The organism is Poseidonibacter lekithochrous, assembly GCF_013283835.1.
GTDB classification, from domain to species: Bacteria; Campylobacterota; Campylobacteria; order Campylobacterales; family Arcobacteraceae; genus Poseidonibacter; species Poseidonibacter lekithochrous.
In genome coordinates this window covers 2,137,139-2,152,355 of the sequence record NZ_CP054052.1, presented here as the reverse complement: position 1 = coordinate 2,152,355, position 15,217 = coordinate 2,137,139, and the positions used below count along the sequence as shown (strand labels likewise).

Below are 15,217 nucleotides of genomic sequence, written 5' to 3'. Positions count from 1 at the left end.
TTATAGAAAAGAAAAAACTTTAGTATACAACTTTTAATAATTTAACTTTTAATATCTACAAGTAATATTAATTATAAATGTAAATAATAAGTAAATTAAATTTATGAACTTTTGATATAAATGATAATCTATATCAAGATAGTGTTGATTTTTAAATGTATATTTAGAGGAAATAAAGTTTATAATGTATTTTACTAAACAATAAATATAAATTATCACTCAATATTATCTATCTTCAAAACCATATACGCTATTATGCTAACAAAATATCTAAATAGGCAATCAATGCAATCAACAGCTCTAAAAATACTAAAATCTGGTCAAAATGTTTTTCTAACAGGATCAGCAGGTACTGGTAAAACATATATATTAAATGAATATACTTTATATTTACGATCAAGAAAAATCATTCCTACTGTTGTAGCTCCTACTGGTATTGCTGCTTCACATCTAAATGGTCAGACTATTCACTCTTATTTCTCATTAGGAATTAGAGATAGTGTTGATGAGTATTTTATCTCTAACTTACTAGAAAAAAAGTATTTGCAAACTAGATTTAAAAAGCTAAAAGTTTTAATCATCGATGAGATATCTATGGTAAGCCCTAATATTTTCACTGCAATTGATAAGATTCTTCAAGCTTTCAAAGAAAATGAAGAACCATTTGGAGGAATTCAAGTGATACTTTCAGGGGATTTCTTCCAGTTACCTCCTATCTCACAATCAAATGATTCTAAGAGATTTGCATGGCAAAGTCCATCTTGGAAAGCTCTTGATTTACAAACTTGTTATTTAGAAAAAAAGTTTAGACAAGATGATAATCAACTAATTTTTGTATTAGATGAAATCAGATCAGGACAAATATCGCAAAAAACTTATGATATTTTAAATGAAAGACATCAAAAAGATTTAGATATTGAGTTCACTCCTACGAAGCTTTATACTCATAATATGGATGTAGATAGAATCAACAATGATGAGTTAGATAGGCTTCCAACACCTGCAGTTACTTTTAATTATGATAGTGAAGGTGCTAAAACAAATATTGAAAAACTATTCAAATCTGCACTTGTTCAAGAAGAGCTAACGCTAAAAAAAGATGCAGTAGTTATGTTCATCAAAAACAATCCAGAAAAGTACTATATCAATGGTACTACAGGTGTAGTTATAGACTTCTCAAAAGATGAAAAACAACTTCCAATAGTAAAACTATCAAATGGATATGTCATAAAAGTTGAATTCGAAGACTGGGCTATTGAAAATGATAAAGGAAAAGTCCAAGCCAAAATCTCTCAGATACCTCTGAAACTTGCATGGGCTATTACTATTCATAAATCTCAAGGTATGACACTAGATGCTGCTCAGATTGATTTATCGAAGACTTTTGAAGTAGGGCAAGGATATGTTGCCCTTTCAAGAATCAAAAATATTGAAGGTCTAAAACTAATGGGCTTTAATGAAAAAGCTTTAAGTGTAGATCCTCTAATTCTTAGTATTGACCCACGTATCAAACAAGCTTCAAAAAAAGCAGCTGATAATATAGAATCGCAAGATGAAAAACAATTAGAAATGATTAATCTATCATATATTGAAAGACTAGGTGGATTAGTTGACCAAAAAGCAATAAATAAAGAGAGAGAAGAGCTAGATAAAGAACCAAAGATAGAAGAAAAAGTAGCAAATCATATTAAGACAAAAAATCTTATAGAATCTTCTGCTACCCTTGCCATTTTAGCAAAAAGTGCAGGGTTCTCTGTATCTACAATTATGAAGCATTTATCACTAATCAAAGAAGAAATACCAAGCTTTGATATCTCAAAATATATGCCAAGTCTAAGTGTTATAAATCAAGTAAAACAAGCAGTAAATGAAATAGAAGAAGCTAAAAATGAAGAAGACTTTAGTGAGGATGGAAAGATAAAATTAAAACCTATCTTTGTAAAATTAAATGAAGAAGTATCATACGACGATATAAAAATGGTACTAGTTTAGAAGCTAACTCATAGCTTCTAAACTAAAGACTGTTTTCTCTTTTGTACTACTGTCTAAAGTACATTTATAGTCGTTGTTTTTACTAAGATTAGTTACTATTGAAAGCCCTAATCCAAAACCACTATCTTTTCTATTTTTACTTGTAGAGATTGTAAAAAATGGTTCAAATATTTTGTCTTTGAATTCGTCTTTTATCTCTTCTCCATTGTTTTCAAATAAAATATTATTATCTAGTGCAGATACTTTTACATATCCTTCTTTTGTGTATTTGATGGCATTTGATAGGATATTTACACATATCTTTTTTAAGTCAACTTTGTTGAACTTAACTACATAATCTTTGTCAATAGTACTTAAAAGTTTTACTTTATCATTTTGTGGAAGCAGAGGAAATACCTCATTTTTGATGAAATAATACAACATAATTTTTTCTTTTGTTTTGTATTGCTCCATCGAAGAGATAAACTCTAACATATCAATAGTAAGTTCATCTAGAAACTCAACTTCTTTTTTCATATGTTTTAGTGCTGCTGGCATTTTTTGTGGGGTTACAAGTCCATCTTCAATCTCTTCTATATATCCATTTATAATAGTAATTGGTGTTTTTATATCATGGGACATTGAAATAAGTAAGTTTGATAAGTTGTGATTCTTTTGTCTTAAATCCCCAATTAAATCTTCTAGTTGATTAGATAAGAAGTTTATATCATCATGCATTTCTTGCACTTCTCTAATATAGTGTTTTTCTTCCTCTTGATTAAACTTTTGATTTCGTATTTTCTCTAACCTGTATTCAATAAATTTAAATTTCTTAGACATATATGTTCCCGCGAACAAACTAAGGAAAGCAATTACGGGTAATACTGATAATACAGTCACTGTAATTTTGATTAACATCACACTACATATTGGTTCACCAATAATAACAAAAGTCATAACAGCTGTAAATATAGAAACTATAAGCCCAGCAATAGTAGATAGGACTACTACAAAAGTTTTAATTTTCATCGATTTTATATCCTATTCCACGTACTGTTTTTATTAGATTTTTTTCTTCATGTTTAGCTATTTTTCTTCTAATATTACAAATATGGCTATCTATTCCTCTATCATCAATTTCACCTAAATAATTATCATAAATTAGTTGGGCTAGTTCTTGTCTAGAATAGGCTCTATTTTTATTATTTATAAAAACTGATAAAATCAAATATTCACTTGGAGTAAAATCAACTGGATTACTGTTTACTGTTATTTCTTTTGATTCATCATTTAAAATAAGGATAGATTTGCCCTCTATTTTAGAGGAAGTTAATTCTTCTCTTCTTTTTAGTAAGGATTTTATTTTTAAACAAAGCTCTTTTGCTGAGAATGGTTTTGCAATATAATCATCAATACCATAATCATAACCTTTGGCTTTTGAATCCCCAGTATCTAATGCACTAATCATAACAATTAATGTCTTTTTAGATTTTTCTCTAATACTATTACATAATGAGAAACCATCGATAAATGGCAACATTATATCAAGGGTAACCAAATCATAATTGTTATTTTTTATCTTCATAAGAGCACTTTGCCCATCCAATGCAATGTCAATATTATAAAGGTCTTCATCTAAACGATTATTTATAAAATTGACTATTAATTCTTCATCTTCAACTATTAATATACTTTTTTTCATGTACTTTTTATCTCTTGTCTTCGTAGCTATAGTGATTATACACTTTATTTATTAAGAAGGATAGAAATTAATTATTTTATTAGATTTCTACATAAAATTTGTAGAATCATCTTCATAAAATCTTAACAATTCCTCCATACAATCTCAATAATCCTTCATTATAATTTAATAAATAAGATTTTATGGAGTGATAGTATGAAAGAAAAAAAAGAAATTGGTATACATGAGGCTTACCATAACGACCCAGTTAAAAGTGACTTAGATATTTTTGGTCGTCAGACTCCAGAAGAATCTAGAAGAGGATTTTTGAAAAAATCATCTATGTTAGCAATGGCTGCTGTTGTTGGCTCAAACATTCCTTTTGGTTCAAATATGCCATCAGGTTTAATTCCTGCTGCTTTAGCAAATTCTGATAAACCTTTTAAGATTGAAGGAAAAGATGGTCTAGTTTATTTAAATGACAGACCAGTAAATGCAGAAACACCACCACATTTATTAGATGATGATTTTACACCTGCAAAACACTTCTTTATTAGAAATAACGGTGTTCCACCAGAAAAATCAAAAGACCCAGAAAACTGGACAGTTGAAATCACAGGGGAAAGCTGTGAAAAACCTATGACTTTTACAGTTGCTGAACTAAAGAAAAAGTTTAAACACCATACTTACGCATTACAGTTAGAGTGTGGAGGAAATGGTAGAAGTGAATACAATCCACCTGCAAAAGGAAACCAATGGTCAACTGGAGCAATAGGTTGTGGTAGATGGACTGGTGTTAAATTAAAAGATGTATTAGAGTATTGTGGAATCAAAAAAGATGCAGTATATATTGGATACTACGGTAGAGATACACACCTAAGTGGAGATCCTACAAAAGTTACAATCTCAAGAGGTGCTCCAATGTCAAAAGCCTTAGAGGATGAATCTTTATTAGCTTGGGCATATGAAGGTGAAGATATTCCATTAAGTAATGGATATCCATTAAGACTTGTAATGGGTGGATGGCCTGCATCTGTTTCTGGAAAATGGGTTAAAAAAATTGTAGTAAGAAACAAAGTTCATGATGGTAAAAAGATGAAAGGACAATCATATAGAGTTCCTTGTAAACCAGTGGCTCCAGGAACAAAAGTACCTGATGATGAAATGTGTATTATTGAATCTATGCCTGTTAAATCACTGATTACTTATCCAGAATCTGGAATCACTCATAAAATTGATAAGAAGTTTAAGTTCAGAGGAAAAGCATGGGCAGGGGATTTAGAAGTTGATGAAATGGAAGTATCTATTGACTTTGGTGCTACATGGAAAAAAGTTAAAAAACTAAAAGATCCAGCAAATAGACTAGCTTGGCAATCATGGCAAGCTTCTGTTAAATTCCCTAAAACTGGTTATTACGAAGTTTGGGCAAGAGCAACTGATAGTTTAGGAGTTAAACAACCTATTATTTTACCAGGATGGAATCCACGAGGTTATTTAAACAATGCTTGTCATAGAATTGCTGTAAAAGTAGTTTAGGAATTAATATGAAAAATCTAAAAAAAATAGCATTATTAACAGCATCTTTTACTATTTTGTCTTTGAATATAAATGCAAAAGAAATAGATAAAGAAACAGGTTTAATAGTAGCTCCTGGAATGGAGATAGTAAAAGCAAATTGTACTGTTTGTCATAGTGCTAAGTTTATCACTTTGCAAAAAGGAGATAGAGATACTTGGCTTTCTATGATTAGATGGATGCAAGATACTCAAGGTTTATGGAAATTTGATGATAAAACAGAAGATATTATTCTAACTTATCTAGAAAAGAATTATGCTCCTGATCAAGCATCTAGAAGACCAAATTTATCAAAAGATAAGTTACCAAAATAAAGCCAATAAATATAGTTGTTTTATTAACAACTATATTTAGTTTCATCTTACCAACGACTTTTTTTACGACGACTTGGAATTAAATAAGGAAGAATTAGTCCTAATACAAGACCACCACCTGCAACCATTCCACCGTAACTAAACCAACGCATTAATAAATCATTCTTTTTAGTATCAAGTTTATCATTTAAATTAGCATTTAATATTTGAATTTCTTCTATTTGTTTATTTAGAGTTAGATTTATATTTTCTAATTTCTCAAGCTTATTATCCTGAGATTCTATATTTGTTTTATACTCATCTAGTTGTGCTTGAACCTTTATTAGTTGAGTTTCTAGCTGTGGTAAACGCTCTTTTAATCCAGGTTGTGCAGAAATATATTTTGAGTTAACCCAACCACTACGACCTTTTGAGTCTTTTATTAGAGTGTACTTTGAATTCTTACGAATAATTTCAATACGATCACCTGTATTTACACTACCAATAATTTTATATTTAGTACCAGGGCCTGAGTGTATAAAAGTATGTAAGTCATCTGAAATATAAGAAGTTGCTGCATTAGCAAACGAAGATATGAAAATTAGAATCAAGAATAGATTTTTTGTTTTAAACATTAGTTTTAAAGTCCTTTTATAAGCAAAACAATATTGTTTTTGTATGTAATTTTTTTATAATTATAGTATAGATGTACTGAAAGTAAAAATTGATGGGATTTAAGTAGGTTTTGTATTTAAATTTAAATACTAATATTTCTTTAAATTGATTATTAATAGTATATTTATATGTTTTAATAATGTATATAAATATTAATTAGGATAGAATATTTCCTGAATAAATAGTTACACACATAAGGAAATATTAAATATGGAAATAACTAGAAGTAAAGAATTTAAATCAAATAAAGCTTGGGATTCAAAATTCATTTCAAATATGAATGGTATTACTACTAAACTACATTGGACTGATAAACCATATAAATGGCATATTAATGATGGAGAAGAGATTTTCGTTGTTTTAGATGGACAAGTAAAAATGTTTTACAAAGAAAACAATGAAGAAAAATCATCAATATTAAATATTGGAGATATTTTTTATGCTTCAGTTGGAACGGAACATTATGCTCATCCAATAGGAGAAGCAAGAATATTAGTAATTGAAAAAGATGGTAGTGTATAACAAGGAATATGAAAAGAACAAGTTAGTAGATCGAAAATATCAAGCTTTTCAATCTCAAATAAATAAAACATATTAGGAATTTAAAATGTTAGAATTAAGACCAAATTGTGAATGCTGTAATAAGGACTTACCACCAGAATCAACAGAAGCACATATTTGTACTTTTGAATGTACATTTTGTACAAATTGTGTAGAAAATATTTTCAATAACCAATGTCCTAATTGTGGCGGCAATTTTGTTAATCGTCCAATAAGACCTGTACTTGCATTAAAAGATAATCCAGCATCAATTAATCGAGTACTAAAAGAACATGGTTGTACATCAAATACATAGGGAGTTTCGCAAAATTACGGGAATAGGATACTTAATTAATTTGAACTACCAGTATAAGTTTCCTCTCTTATGCTTGTATGTTTTCATTTGTTAAATCAATCCCTAAGACTTCTTTATACAAGAATAATATTGCCGAAAAAGCTTGATTTTGTGTTGTAGGAGCTACATGCTTTTTTACAGCTAAATAAGTCAAAAATTCTTCTATTAGAAGTTTACCCATTTTAATAGGATGTTTTTTATTATGAAAGAAAATATAATGCTTAATCCAATGTGTATATGTTCTCTCCGTAGAAATACTATAATGTTTAAATCTAACCTTATCTCTAACTATATCTAATAACTTTTTTTAACTTCCATAATAAAACCTTTTTCTTAAGGGATATAATGTCCTAATACCAAGATATTTAACAAATTACGGAATACTTTGTCCTTTTAATAGCTTTTATTGAGGCAAAAAAGACATTTTATATTTAAGTGTTCTAGTAGAAAAATTGATATTATATTAAATATTTTTTGATATAATAACAAAAAATATTTTAAATAAGTAACCTTTTCTCCTTTTTTTTCTTATGTGTAAATACTCACACTATGCTAATAGTGATTAATTAGAATATAGTGTTCCTTGAGTAAATAGTTATCTTAAATACTAATTAATATTGAGAATCAAAAAAGGAAGTAATATAAATTGAAACATTATCAGGATACGCTAACAGGTCAAGTATATGCTTTTTATGAACATGATAATGTAGTAAAGTTGATGCAGACAAGAAGAAATATTCCAAAAACTTTGACAGATAATGTAAAAGAAAAACCTAGTGATAATTATATTTGGCATAATGGAGATTGGATTCATGAAAAACATAAGCCACTAGATTATAAAGAACCTATATCTGAAATACCTAGCTATGACCCTGCTTGGATAACATTTCTTTTTGAACCACTTGTACTTATATCTAAAACCAAAGATGATTTTATAGTTAGCTTAGATGAAATAAATACAAATTTATACGATACAAGAATGCTATCAAAGTTTGTTGCAAAACTAAAAGATTACAACGAAAATTCTCAATTAGATATTTTAGTCACTTTTGATGGTTCTGTTATGTTGCCAGTAGATGAAAACTATAACACACCTGAAAAAGCTGTAAATAAATTCAATGAAATAATAGGGGCTTTATTTTTAGGTGGAATTTTAGTTAAACCTATTGATTTAACTAAGCTACATCAAGGTTGTATTATAGAGAATGGTGGTTCAAATTTTTCTTATATACCATCACCAAATAATGATTTTAGAAATAAATCTGTAAGTATAACAGAAAGGATAAAAGCACATCATCCAAACCATATACAAGTAGAAGAATTTACAGAAGCTTACAACTTTGGTATAAATATAATTAATAAAGTTGATTTCTCACCCATTTTTTTAGCACTTGGATACCATTATTTAAATCAAGGTAAGATAGCTGAAGCTTTGAGCAACTTATGGATTGTGATAGAGCAATTAACCGATTCTTTATATCAAAATAAAATAGATAATTCTATATTAAAGATTTTGAAAAGAGCATTGCCAAAGAATATTAATATAAAAACAAAACATGATATTTTGCATGAAACAAAAATAATTAGTGAAAATATATTTCAAGTTTTATTAAAAAATAGAAGTGATAGAAATGATTTGATACACAAAGGTACACTACCAAATAGAGAAAATGTAATAAAACTTTGGATAATCTTATTAAACTTACTTGAGGTAGCAATAGATACTAAACTTGAAAAACTCCAAAAAAACTCCAAAATGATATTAAATATAAATTTGGCTAGTCATATAAGAGATATAACTCCTAAAAGAACTAATTTTGAACAATGGAAAAAAGATGCTGAAAATCTTATTTAAATTTGAGAAACAGAAATACAAGATAACAAATCAGTGGAGCCAATAAATTACCCTGCGGGCAATTTATTGGCTCATTTAAAACGTTATATCTAGATAGTTACTTAATATAATATATTTTACATTAGTATCATTTTTTAGGTTTTGTTGGAATTAATCTTATAAATATACATATTTACAAAAAAGAGGATAGCCAACTTTAAATGTAAAACTTTAATATATGTAGTATATCTTGTTTATTGCAAGAAGTATTACTATTGAATTTTATGTTACTTAGAATCTAATAAATTAAAGTTGCCTGTCCTCTTAAATTTTAAAGGAATAAAGAATTTGAAAAAAATATTTGAAGAGTTTAGAGAAAAACTTAATAATGAGATACCTGAAAGAAAAATCGCAGATTATAAACAAGAGAAAGAGATATTAAAAGAATATAATGGCCGACAACTTTTAGAACTACTTCAAAATATAGATGATCAAAAATCTGAACAAGCAATAATTAAACTAGATACAAAAAATAGAATAGTAATTATTGCTAATAGTGGTAATGCTTTTTCAGAAAAAGGTTTAAAATCTTTAATGATGGCTCATTTAAGCTCAAAAGACAAAACATTTATAGGAAATAAAGGTTTAGGTTTTCGTTCTTTATTAAATTGGGCTGGAGAAATTTATGTAAAAAGTGAAAACTTAAATATAGAGTTTTCTGAAGAAAACCGAAATAGACTGCAACAAGATAAAAAAAGAGCAATTTTATCTGCTCCTGAATGGATTGATGAAAATAATACGAGATGTTGGATAAAAAATATTCATATTTCAAATAAATATATTACATATATTGCTATTCACTATAAAAAAGAATCTCAAGATAGTATTATTGAACAAATAGAAAATATTTCAGAAGAATTACTATTATTTATCAACCATATAAAAGAAATAAGAATAATTAAAGATGAGGAAGAAAGAAGTTTTTCTAAAAAAGATTGGAAAGTTTTTACAGAAGAAAAAGGTTTACCTGATGATTTAAAAGAAGAAGATGATGAAAATGAACATTATCAAATTAAAATTATTATACCACCCAAAAATGAAAAATTTAATTCATTCCTATTCTCTTATTTTCCAACTAATATTAAAATAGATTTTCCTGCATTAATTCATACAACTTTTGATTTAGATTCTTCAAGAAATACAATTGTGGATACTGAAAAGAATAGATTTATAGTTAAAGAACTGGCTTATTTTATTATTAAAACGGCCGAAAATTTAAAAGAGAAAATATCTAATTGGAAAGCTTATGAGTTTGTAAATATTACACATAAAAATGAGGTTTTAGAAAAATTTGATTTTTATAAAATTATAGAAGAATGGAAAGAAACAGCAGAAATATATCCATGTATAAATAATAAATATATTGACATTAAAAGTATGTCTTTTTATAGTAAAAAGTTTTCAAACTTTTTAGAAAATCATTCTGAAACATTATCTAATTGTATTAAAGCTAATGAATATTTTTATGAATTTAAGTCTAATTATATTAAGTATAGTTCTCCTGATTTAATATTGGCTTTAAATAATATAAGTAATAAAAAACTCTCTATTGACGAGAGAATAGAACTTATAGAGAATATTTTAGTTATAAAGAATAATACATCTTATATAAATAAAAATTTATCTCTTTTAATTAATCAAGATAAAAAATTAAAAGATGAAATATTTTTTTATGATGATATATTTTTAAATTTAGAAATACCTGATTTTGTAGAAATTAATTATATTTATCCTGATTTACAGAATAAATTAGATAAAGATAGATTAGATAATATTACTTCTGTTTATGAATTTGATATACAAAAAAATTTAATTAACCCTATTATTAATTCTAATAAAACTATTCAAGTTAAATTAAAAGCACTTTACGCATTGTTTAAAAATAAAATAAAATTTAAAAAACCATCTATAAAACTTTTGGAAATTTCAGATAAATATATTAGAGATACAAGAATTCTTAAAATTTGTGATGAAGAAAGTATTATTGAAAACTATAAAACTTTAGAAATAGATAAATTTAAAGATATTGATAATTTTCTTTTTTGGCTTGGAGCTAAAAATTTTAATGCCCAAGAAGTTTTAGATAAAGTAATTGAAGAAAATAATAATAAAAAAGATATTCAAAAATCTTTACACTCTTTATTTATTTTAAAAAATGAATTTAATGATAATTTAGATAATAAAAAGATTAGAACAGTTAAAAAAATATTAGTTTTAGACGGAAATAATGTAATATCAGATGTAGAAACGCTTTTTCCATATAATGAAAATTGTGAAAAAGAAAGTATCATAGCTTCTAAAGATAGTTTAGGTTTAGCTAAATATTCTAATGAAAAAATCCAAGAATTTTTGGAATGGTTGAACATTAAAGAATTTAATCCTGAAAACATTGCAATTGAAAAAATTAATTTATTAAGAAAAAAAGATTTAGATATTGATAAAAGCAAATCTATTCTAAAATTTTTATTTAATTCTAAAGAAAAACAAGAGATACATTTTAAGCCTGATACAGATGATATTTTTATTTTTGGTAGGTTATCTAATAGTTTATTTTTAAGAACTAAATTTACAGAAAAATATTTTTCAGAAAGTGAATTAATCTTTAATTATGAAAAATTAGGTTTAAAAAAATCAAAAAACACAGATGAATTTTTAAAATGGTTAAGGGTCAAAGAAGCTACAGATAATAAAATAGTTAAAAAGATTTTTTTAAGTAAAATAGATCTTTATGAAAAAATAAAAGATTTGATTTTTATCTATAAAAAAAACAATAAAATTGATTTACCTGACATTGAATTTAAATTAAAGACGACATATAATAATATTTTAGAGAAAGCCAAATATTTATATTTAAATAATGAAAAATCTAAATTTTGTCACCCTAGGCAGGTAATAGCTAAATTTGATTTTGAAGTTAGCCAAGAATTTTTAGAATGGCTTGGATTATCTGAACCAAAAAGAGAAGATTTAGTAACAAGATTTTTAGAACTTTTATCTCAAGAAAATAATATAACAATTAAAGATAGAAAAGAGATAATAATTCTTTTATCTAAAAAATATCAAAAAGATGACAAAAGAGAAAAAAACCAAGTTTTATTTTTATTAAATAATCAAGATAATATTATGAAAAATTCAAAACTCTTTCAATGTACAGAAGTTGCGAAAAAACATATTCCCAATGATTTAATTAACAGTAATTTAAATTTAGATGAAGATTTTTTAAAATGGATTGGAATAGAAAAACCTAATAATAAAAAGATTATTAAAACTTTATTAAAAAAAGATAATCCAAATTATTCTGATATTTTTGAAGTTTGGAAAGAAACAAAAAAAGATATTCTTGGAGAAAGTTTAAATAATAGTAAAATTAAAATACAATCTCCAAAACTATTAAATAGGAATAATAAAGAGACTTTAGTTCATGATTTATTTTTAAAGAATGTTGAAACGCCTTTTTATAATGATAATGAGATAGTGATTGAATTTAAAGGTTTAGGTTTAGATAATTTTGATATAAATGAAGTAGAAAATTTTTTAGTTTGGCTTGGTGTAAATAGATATGTTAAATATATAAAAATAGATAATGTAAATGAAATTTATAAATTAAAAAATATTTCAGAATTACAATTTGATAAATTAATTTTGCTTCTTGAAAAAGAAAATATTGTTAAAACTAAAGGTGTTTTAGAATGTTTACAAAATAAGTTTTTAAATTATCAATATTGGATTTTAAAAGATTATGGTATTTCTTTAATAAATCCGCCTATTGAATATGAAAACAATTCTTATAGAATAAAGTTATTAGAAGAGTTTGGAATTAAACAAGATTTTGATGAAATTAATAGTCTATTTTTACTTCAAAATTTATATAAAATAGATAAAAAAGGTAATTTTGCACCACAAGTATATAAAGAAATCTTAGGCAAAGAGTTTAATTTTCAAAATGAAACTTTCCAAGTCTTTACTAAAAGGCAAGATTATGAAGATAGCAAAAAACTTTATTATTTAGATAATAGCAAACAACTTCAATCAATTCAGAATAGATATGAATTAATAGATTTACCAATAAATCTTAATATAAATAAAGTTATAAAAACTTTTGGAGTTGAAAGATTTCCTACTTATAATTATGAGATAAAGAACTTTCGAAAAATAAATAGTATAGATTTTGATAAATATTTTAATTCTTTAAAAGCATATTTTTTAGCTTTTGGCTCTTTAAATAAAAATAATAAAGAAAAAGAAAGATTAGCAAATGAATTAAATATTTTAGATATTAAATTTGGTACTTTTGACTGCTTTGCTAATAAATTAAAAGTAGAAATAGAAAATTTTGAAATGATTTATTCAAATAATATTTTTTATATTCATTCAAAGGATATTATTAATGAATTCTCAAAAAACTTAAACTTAACTAACAGTATAGAAAATATTCTTTTAACGATTGACTTTGATGATAATGGTAAATTTAGAAATATTTTTAGAAATGCTGATTTCGGTGAGTATGAGTATGAATTAACAAATAAATATGGTTCAAATCTTTTAAATGATATAAAAAAATTATTAAATAAAAAAGAAGATATGTATATAGTCGACACATTAGATATTCAAATTGAAAATAAAGTAAAACAAGACAATGATATAAATAGTGTTTCTGAATATGTTATAGATAATCAAGGAAAAAGTAAAAGTAATAATTCTAATATATTAGAAAATGAAGAAATAAAAAATGGATTTATTGATAATTCAGTTCTAGAATTTGAAAATATATTTAATGAAATGCCTGAATTAATTAAAAGTTTTCCTAAATTTCATAAAACTTGCAATAATTTTAAAGATTCATTAAAAACTAAATATAAGAATAATCATTTTAATAATAACTATTCAAATTTATCTCAAGAGCAACAAAATGAATTCAAGGTTAAAGCTGGAGAAGAAGCTGAAAATATTGTTAAAGATAATTTCCCAGATTATATACAAGTTTCTGGATATGCTGAAAATGGAGATGATAGTTTAGGTTATGATTTTGAATATATAGAAGATAACCAAAAACACTTTGTTGAAGTTAAAAACTTCTCAAAAGGACATTTTATAATGAGTGAAAATGAACTCAAAATAGCAAAAGAAAAAGGTATTAAATATCATATATATTTAGTTGAAAATCAAAAAATATACGATATAGGAAATATCTATCAAAATCTATTAAATAAAATAATTGAATCGAGTTAAAAAAATCAAAATATATATAATTTTTGACTCAAAATAACGGGACACTATTCAAAATTATTAAAAGAATAAACAAAAATAAACAAAATTTTGCAGCGTAGGCAAGCGTCGCAGAAGTCAAGAGTTAGTCACAAGGAAAGTACATTTTGGCAAGATTAGAAAAATTAAGTAATATTAGTTGGAAACAACCATTTAAAGATAGAAAAAAAGAATTACATTTATTTACAACACAAAAAGATGTTTCCACACATTGTAATTTACAAGATGGTACAAAAAGATTGTTACATATTAAATTTGAGAATCATTTTAATATTGATATAATTGATAACTTTCAAATTACAAGTGGTAAAGCAATAAGTTTTCCAGTAAGACTTCAAAAACTATTTGAACCAATTATATGGAATAATCCAGAATCTTTTTTTATTGTTACTGTATTAGATGGAAATACAGATAATGATAATCAAGAATTATTAAAACAATATTCTACAACAGGTTCATTAACAATTAATACTAGAATTGGTCAAAATAAATTTAGAGAATCATTAATTAAATATTGGAATTCAGAATGCGCTGTAACAAATGTTGATATTGTAGAGTTGTTAAAAGCTTCACATATCAAGCCATGGAAAGATTCAAATGATAATGAAAGAATTGATAAATATAATGGTTTATTATTAAATCCAATGTTGGATGAATTATTTGATAAAGGATATATTACATTTCGAGATGATTGTTGTATTAAAATATCAAGTATTTTAACAAGTCCTTTAATATTTAATATAAATAGTAACTTTAAATTAAAAAGAATTGAAAATAAGCATAAAGAATATTTAAAATTTCATCGAGAAAATATATTTAAGGGCTAACAAATTATCCGAATCAATTATTGGTTAAATATAATTATATCAAGCTAATAAAATAAATATATTTATTCAAAGGAAGAAGTAAGTACATTATTTCTTCAAATATTTCTTCCAAAAACCTCAAAACCTAAATTCCAATTTAAC

Annotated in this window: 12 protein-coding genes; 8 read left to right on the top strand and 4 right to left on the bottom strand. The window is 25.3% G+C overall.

Going from position 1 to position 15,217, the window contains the following annotated elements; genetic code table 11:
- Positions 1-285: 285 nt before the first annotated feature.
- Entirely contained in the window at positions 286-1,992 is a 1,707-nt protein-coding gene (locus tag ALEK_RS10205; RefSeq protein ID WP_071625266.1) for an AAA family ATPase, read from the top strand.
- 3 nt (positions 1,993-1,995) lie between these two features.
- Here ALEK_RS10205 and ALEK_RS10200 read toward each other — a convergent pair whose 3' ends face one another.
- Positions 1,996-3,000 carry a sensor histidine kinase gene (locus ALEK_RS10200; RefSeq protein ID WP_071625267.1) on the bottom strand — a complete coding sequence of 335 codons (1,005 nt, stop codon included), beginning with the start codon at positions 2,998-3,000 and terminating at the stop codon, positions 1,996-1,998.
- Positions 2,990-3,673 (bottom strand): response regulator transcription factor, encoded by a 684-nt coding sequence (locus tag ALEK_RS10195; RefSeq protein WP_071625268.1) that lies wholly within the window; start codon positions 3,671-3,673, stop codon positions 2,990-2,992. Before ALEK_RS10195 ends, ALEK_RS10200 begins: the two co-directional genes overlap by 11 nt.
- A 195-nt stretch (positions 3,674-3,868) precedes the next feature.
- Here ALEK_RS10195 and ALEK_RS10190 point away from each other — a divergent pair, with 195 nt between their 5' ends.
- Entirely contained in the window at positions 3,869-5,188 is a 1,320-nt protein-coding gene (locus tag ALEK_RS10190) for a sulfite oxidase (RefSeq protein WP_083574549.1), read from the top strand.
- A gap of 8 nt (positions 5,189-5,196) precedes the next feature.
- Positions 5,197-5,541: a hypothetical protein gene (locus tag ALEK_RS10185; RefSeq protein ID WP_071625270.1), complete on the top strand. Its 345-nt coding sequence runs from the start codon at positions 5,197-5,199 to the stop codon at positions 5,539-5,541.
- 47 nt (positions 5,542-5,588) lie between these two features.
- Here the strand turns inward: ALEK_RS10185 and ALEK_RS10180 are convergent, their stop codons facing one another.
- The gene (locus tag ALEK_RS10180; RefSeq protein ID WP_071625271.1) at positions 5,589-6,155 is read right to left on the bottom strand and encodes a TIGR04211 family SH3 domain-containing protein; all 567 of its coding nucleotides are present in this window, start codon (positions 6,153-6,155) and stop codon (positions 5,589-5,591) included.
- A gap of 250 nt (positions 6,156-6,405) precedes the next feature.
- Here ALEK_RS10180 and ALEK_RS10175 point away from each other — a divergent pair, with 250 nt between their 5' ends.
- Both ALEK_RS10175 and ALEK_RS10170 read left to right on the top strand, forming a co-directional pair.
- Positions 6,406-6,717 (top strand): cupin domain-containing protein, encoded by a 312-nt coding sequence (locus tag ALEK_RS10175; protein ID WP_071625272.1) that lies wholly within the window; start codon positions 6,406-6,408, stop codon positions 6,715-6,717.
- An 85-nt stretch (positions 6,718-6,802) separates the two neighbouring features.
- Positions 6,803-7,051, top strand: coding sequence for a DUF1272 domain-containing protein (locus ALEK_RS10170; RefSeq protein WP_071625273.1), 249 nt, complete (start codon positions 6,803-6,805; stop codon positions 7,049-7,051).
- A 67-nt stretch (positions 7,052-7,118) separates the two neighbouring features.
- Here the strand turns inward: ALEK_RS10170 and ALEK_RS10165 are convergent, their stop codons facing one another.
- Positions 7,119-7,382 (bottom strand): phage integrase N-terminal SAM-like domain-containing protein, encoded by a 264-nt coding sequence (locus ALEK_RS10165; RefSeq protein WP_083574550.1) that lies wholly within the window; start codon positions 7,380-7,382, stop codon positions 7,119-7,121.
- A 354-nt stretch (positions 7,383-7,736) separates the two neighbouring features.
- Between ALEK_RS10165 and ALEK_RS10160 the strand changes: the two genes are divergently transcribed.
- The 3 genes from ALEK_RS10160 (at position 7,737) to ALEK_RS10150 (ending at position 15,076) form a co-directional block, all read left to right on the top strand.
- Positions 7,737-8,945, top strand: a complete 1,209-nt coding sequence (locus tag ALEK_RS10160; RefSeq protein WP_071625274.1) for a hypothetical protein — start codon at positions 7,737-7,739, stop codon at positions 8,943-8,945.
- A 327-nt stretch (positions 8,946-9,272) separates the two neighbouring features.
- Positions 9,273-14,213 carry a sacsin N-terminal ATP-binding-like domain-containing protein gene (locus ALEK_RS10155; RefSeq protein ID WP_071625275.1) on the top strand — a complete coding sequence of 1,647 codons (4,941 nt, stop codon included), beginning with the start codon at positions 9,273-9,275 and terminating at the stop codon, positions 14,211-14,213.
- Between the two features lie 143 nt (positions 14,214-14,356).
- Complete coding sequence (locus tag ALEK_RS10150) at positions 14,357-15,076, top strand: HNH endonuclease (RefSeq protein ID WP_071625276.1); 720 nt, start codon at positions 14,357-14,359, stop codon at positions 15,074-15,076.
- Positions 15,077-15,217: the final 141 nt, after the last annotated feature.

Bases quoted from the DNA above. Each gene is read 5' to 3' on its own strand.
- ALEK_RS10205 (WP_071625266.1), top strand. From the start codon at position 286: ATGCAATCAACAGCTCTAAAAATACTAAAATCTGGTCAAAATGTTTTT.
- ALEK_RS10200 (WP_071625267.1), bottom strand. From the start codon at position 3,000: ATGAAAATTAAAACTTTTGTAGTAGTCCTATCTACTATTGCTGGGCTT.
- ALEK_RS10195 (WP_071625268.1), bottom strand. From the start codon at position 3,673: ATGAAAAAAAGTATATTAATAGTTGAAGATGAAGAATTAATAGTCAAT.
- ALEK_RS10190 (WP_083574549.1), top strand. From the start codon at position 3,869: ATGAAAGAAAAAAAAGAAATTGGTATACATGAGGCTTACCATAACGAC.
- ALEK_RS10185 (WP_071625270.1), top strand. From the start codon at position 5,197: ATGAAAAATCTAAAAAAAATAGCATTATTAACAGCATCTTTTACTATT.
- ALEK_RS10180 (WP_071625271.1), bottom strand. From the start codon at position 6,155: ATGTTTAAAACAAAAAATCTATTCTTGATTCTAATTTTCATATCTTCG.
- ALEK_RS10175 (WP_071625272.1), top strand. From the start codon at position 6,406: ATGGAAATAACTAGAAGTAAAGAATTTAAATCAAATAAAGCTTGGGAT.
- ALEK_RS10170 (WP_071625273.1), top strand. From the start codon at position 6,803: ATGTTAGAATTAAGACCAAATTGTGAATGCTGTAATAAGGACTTACCA.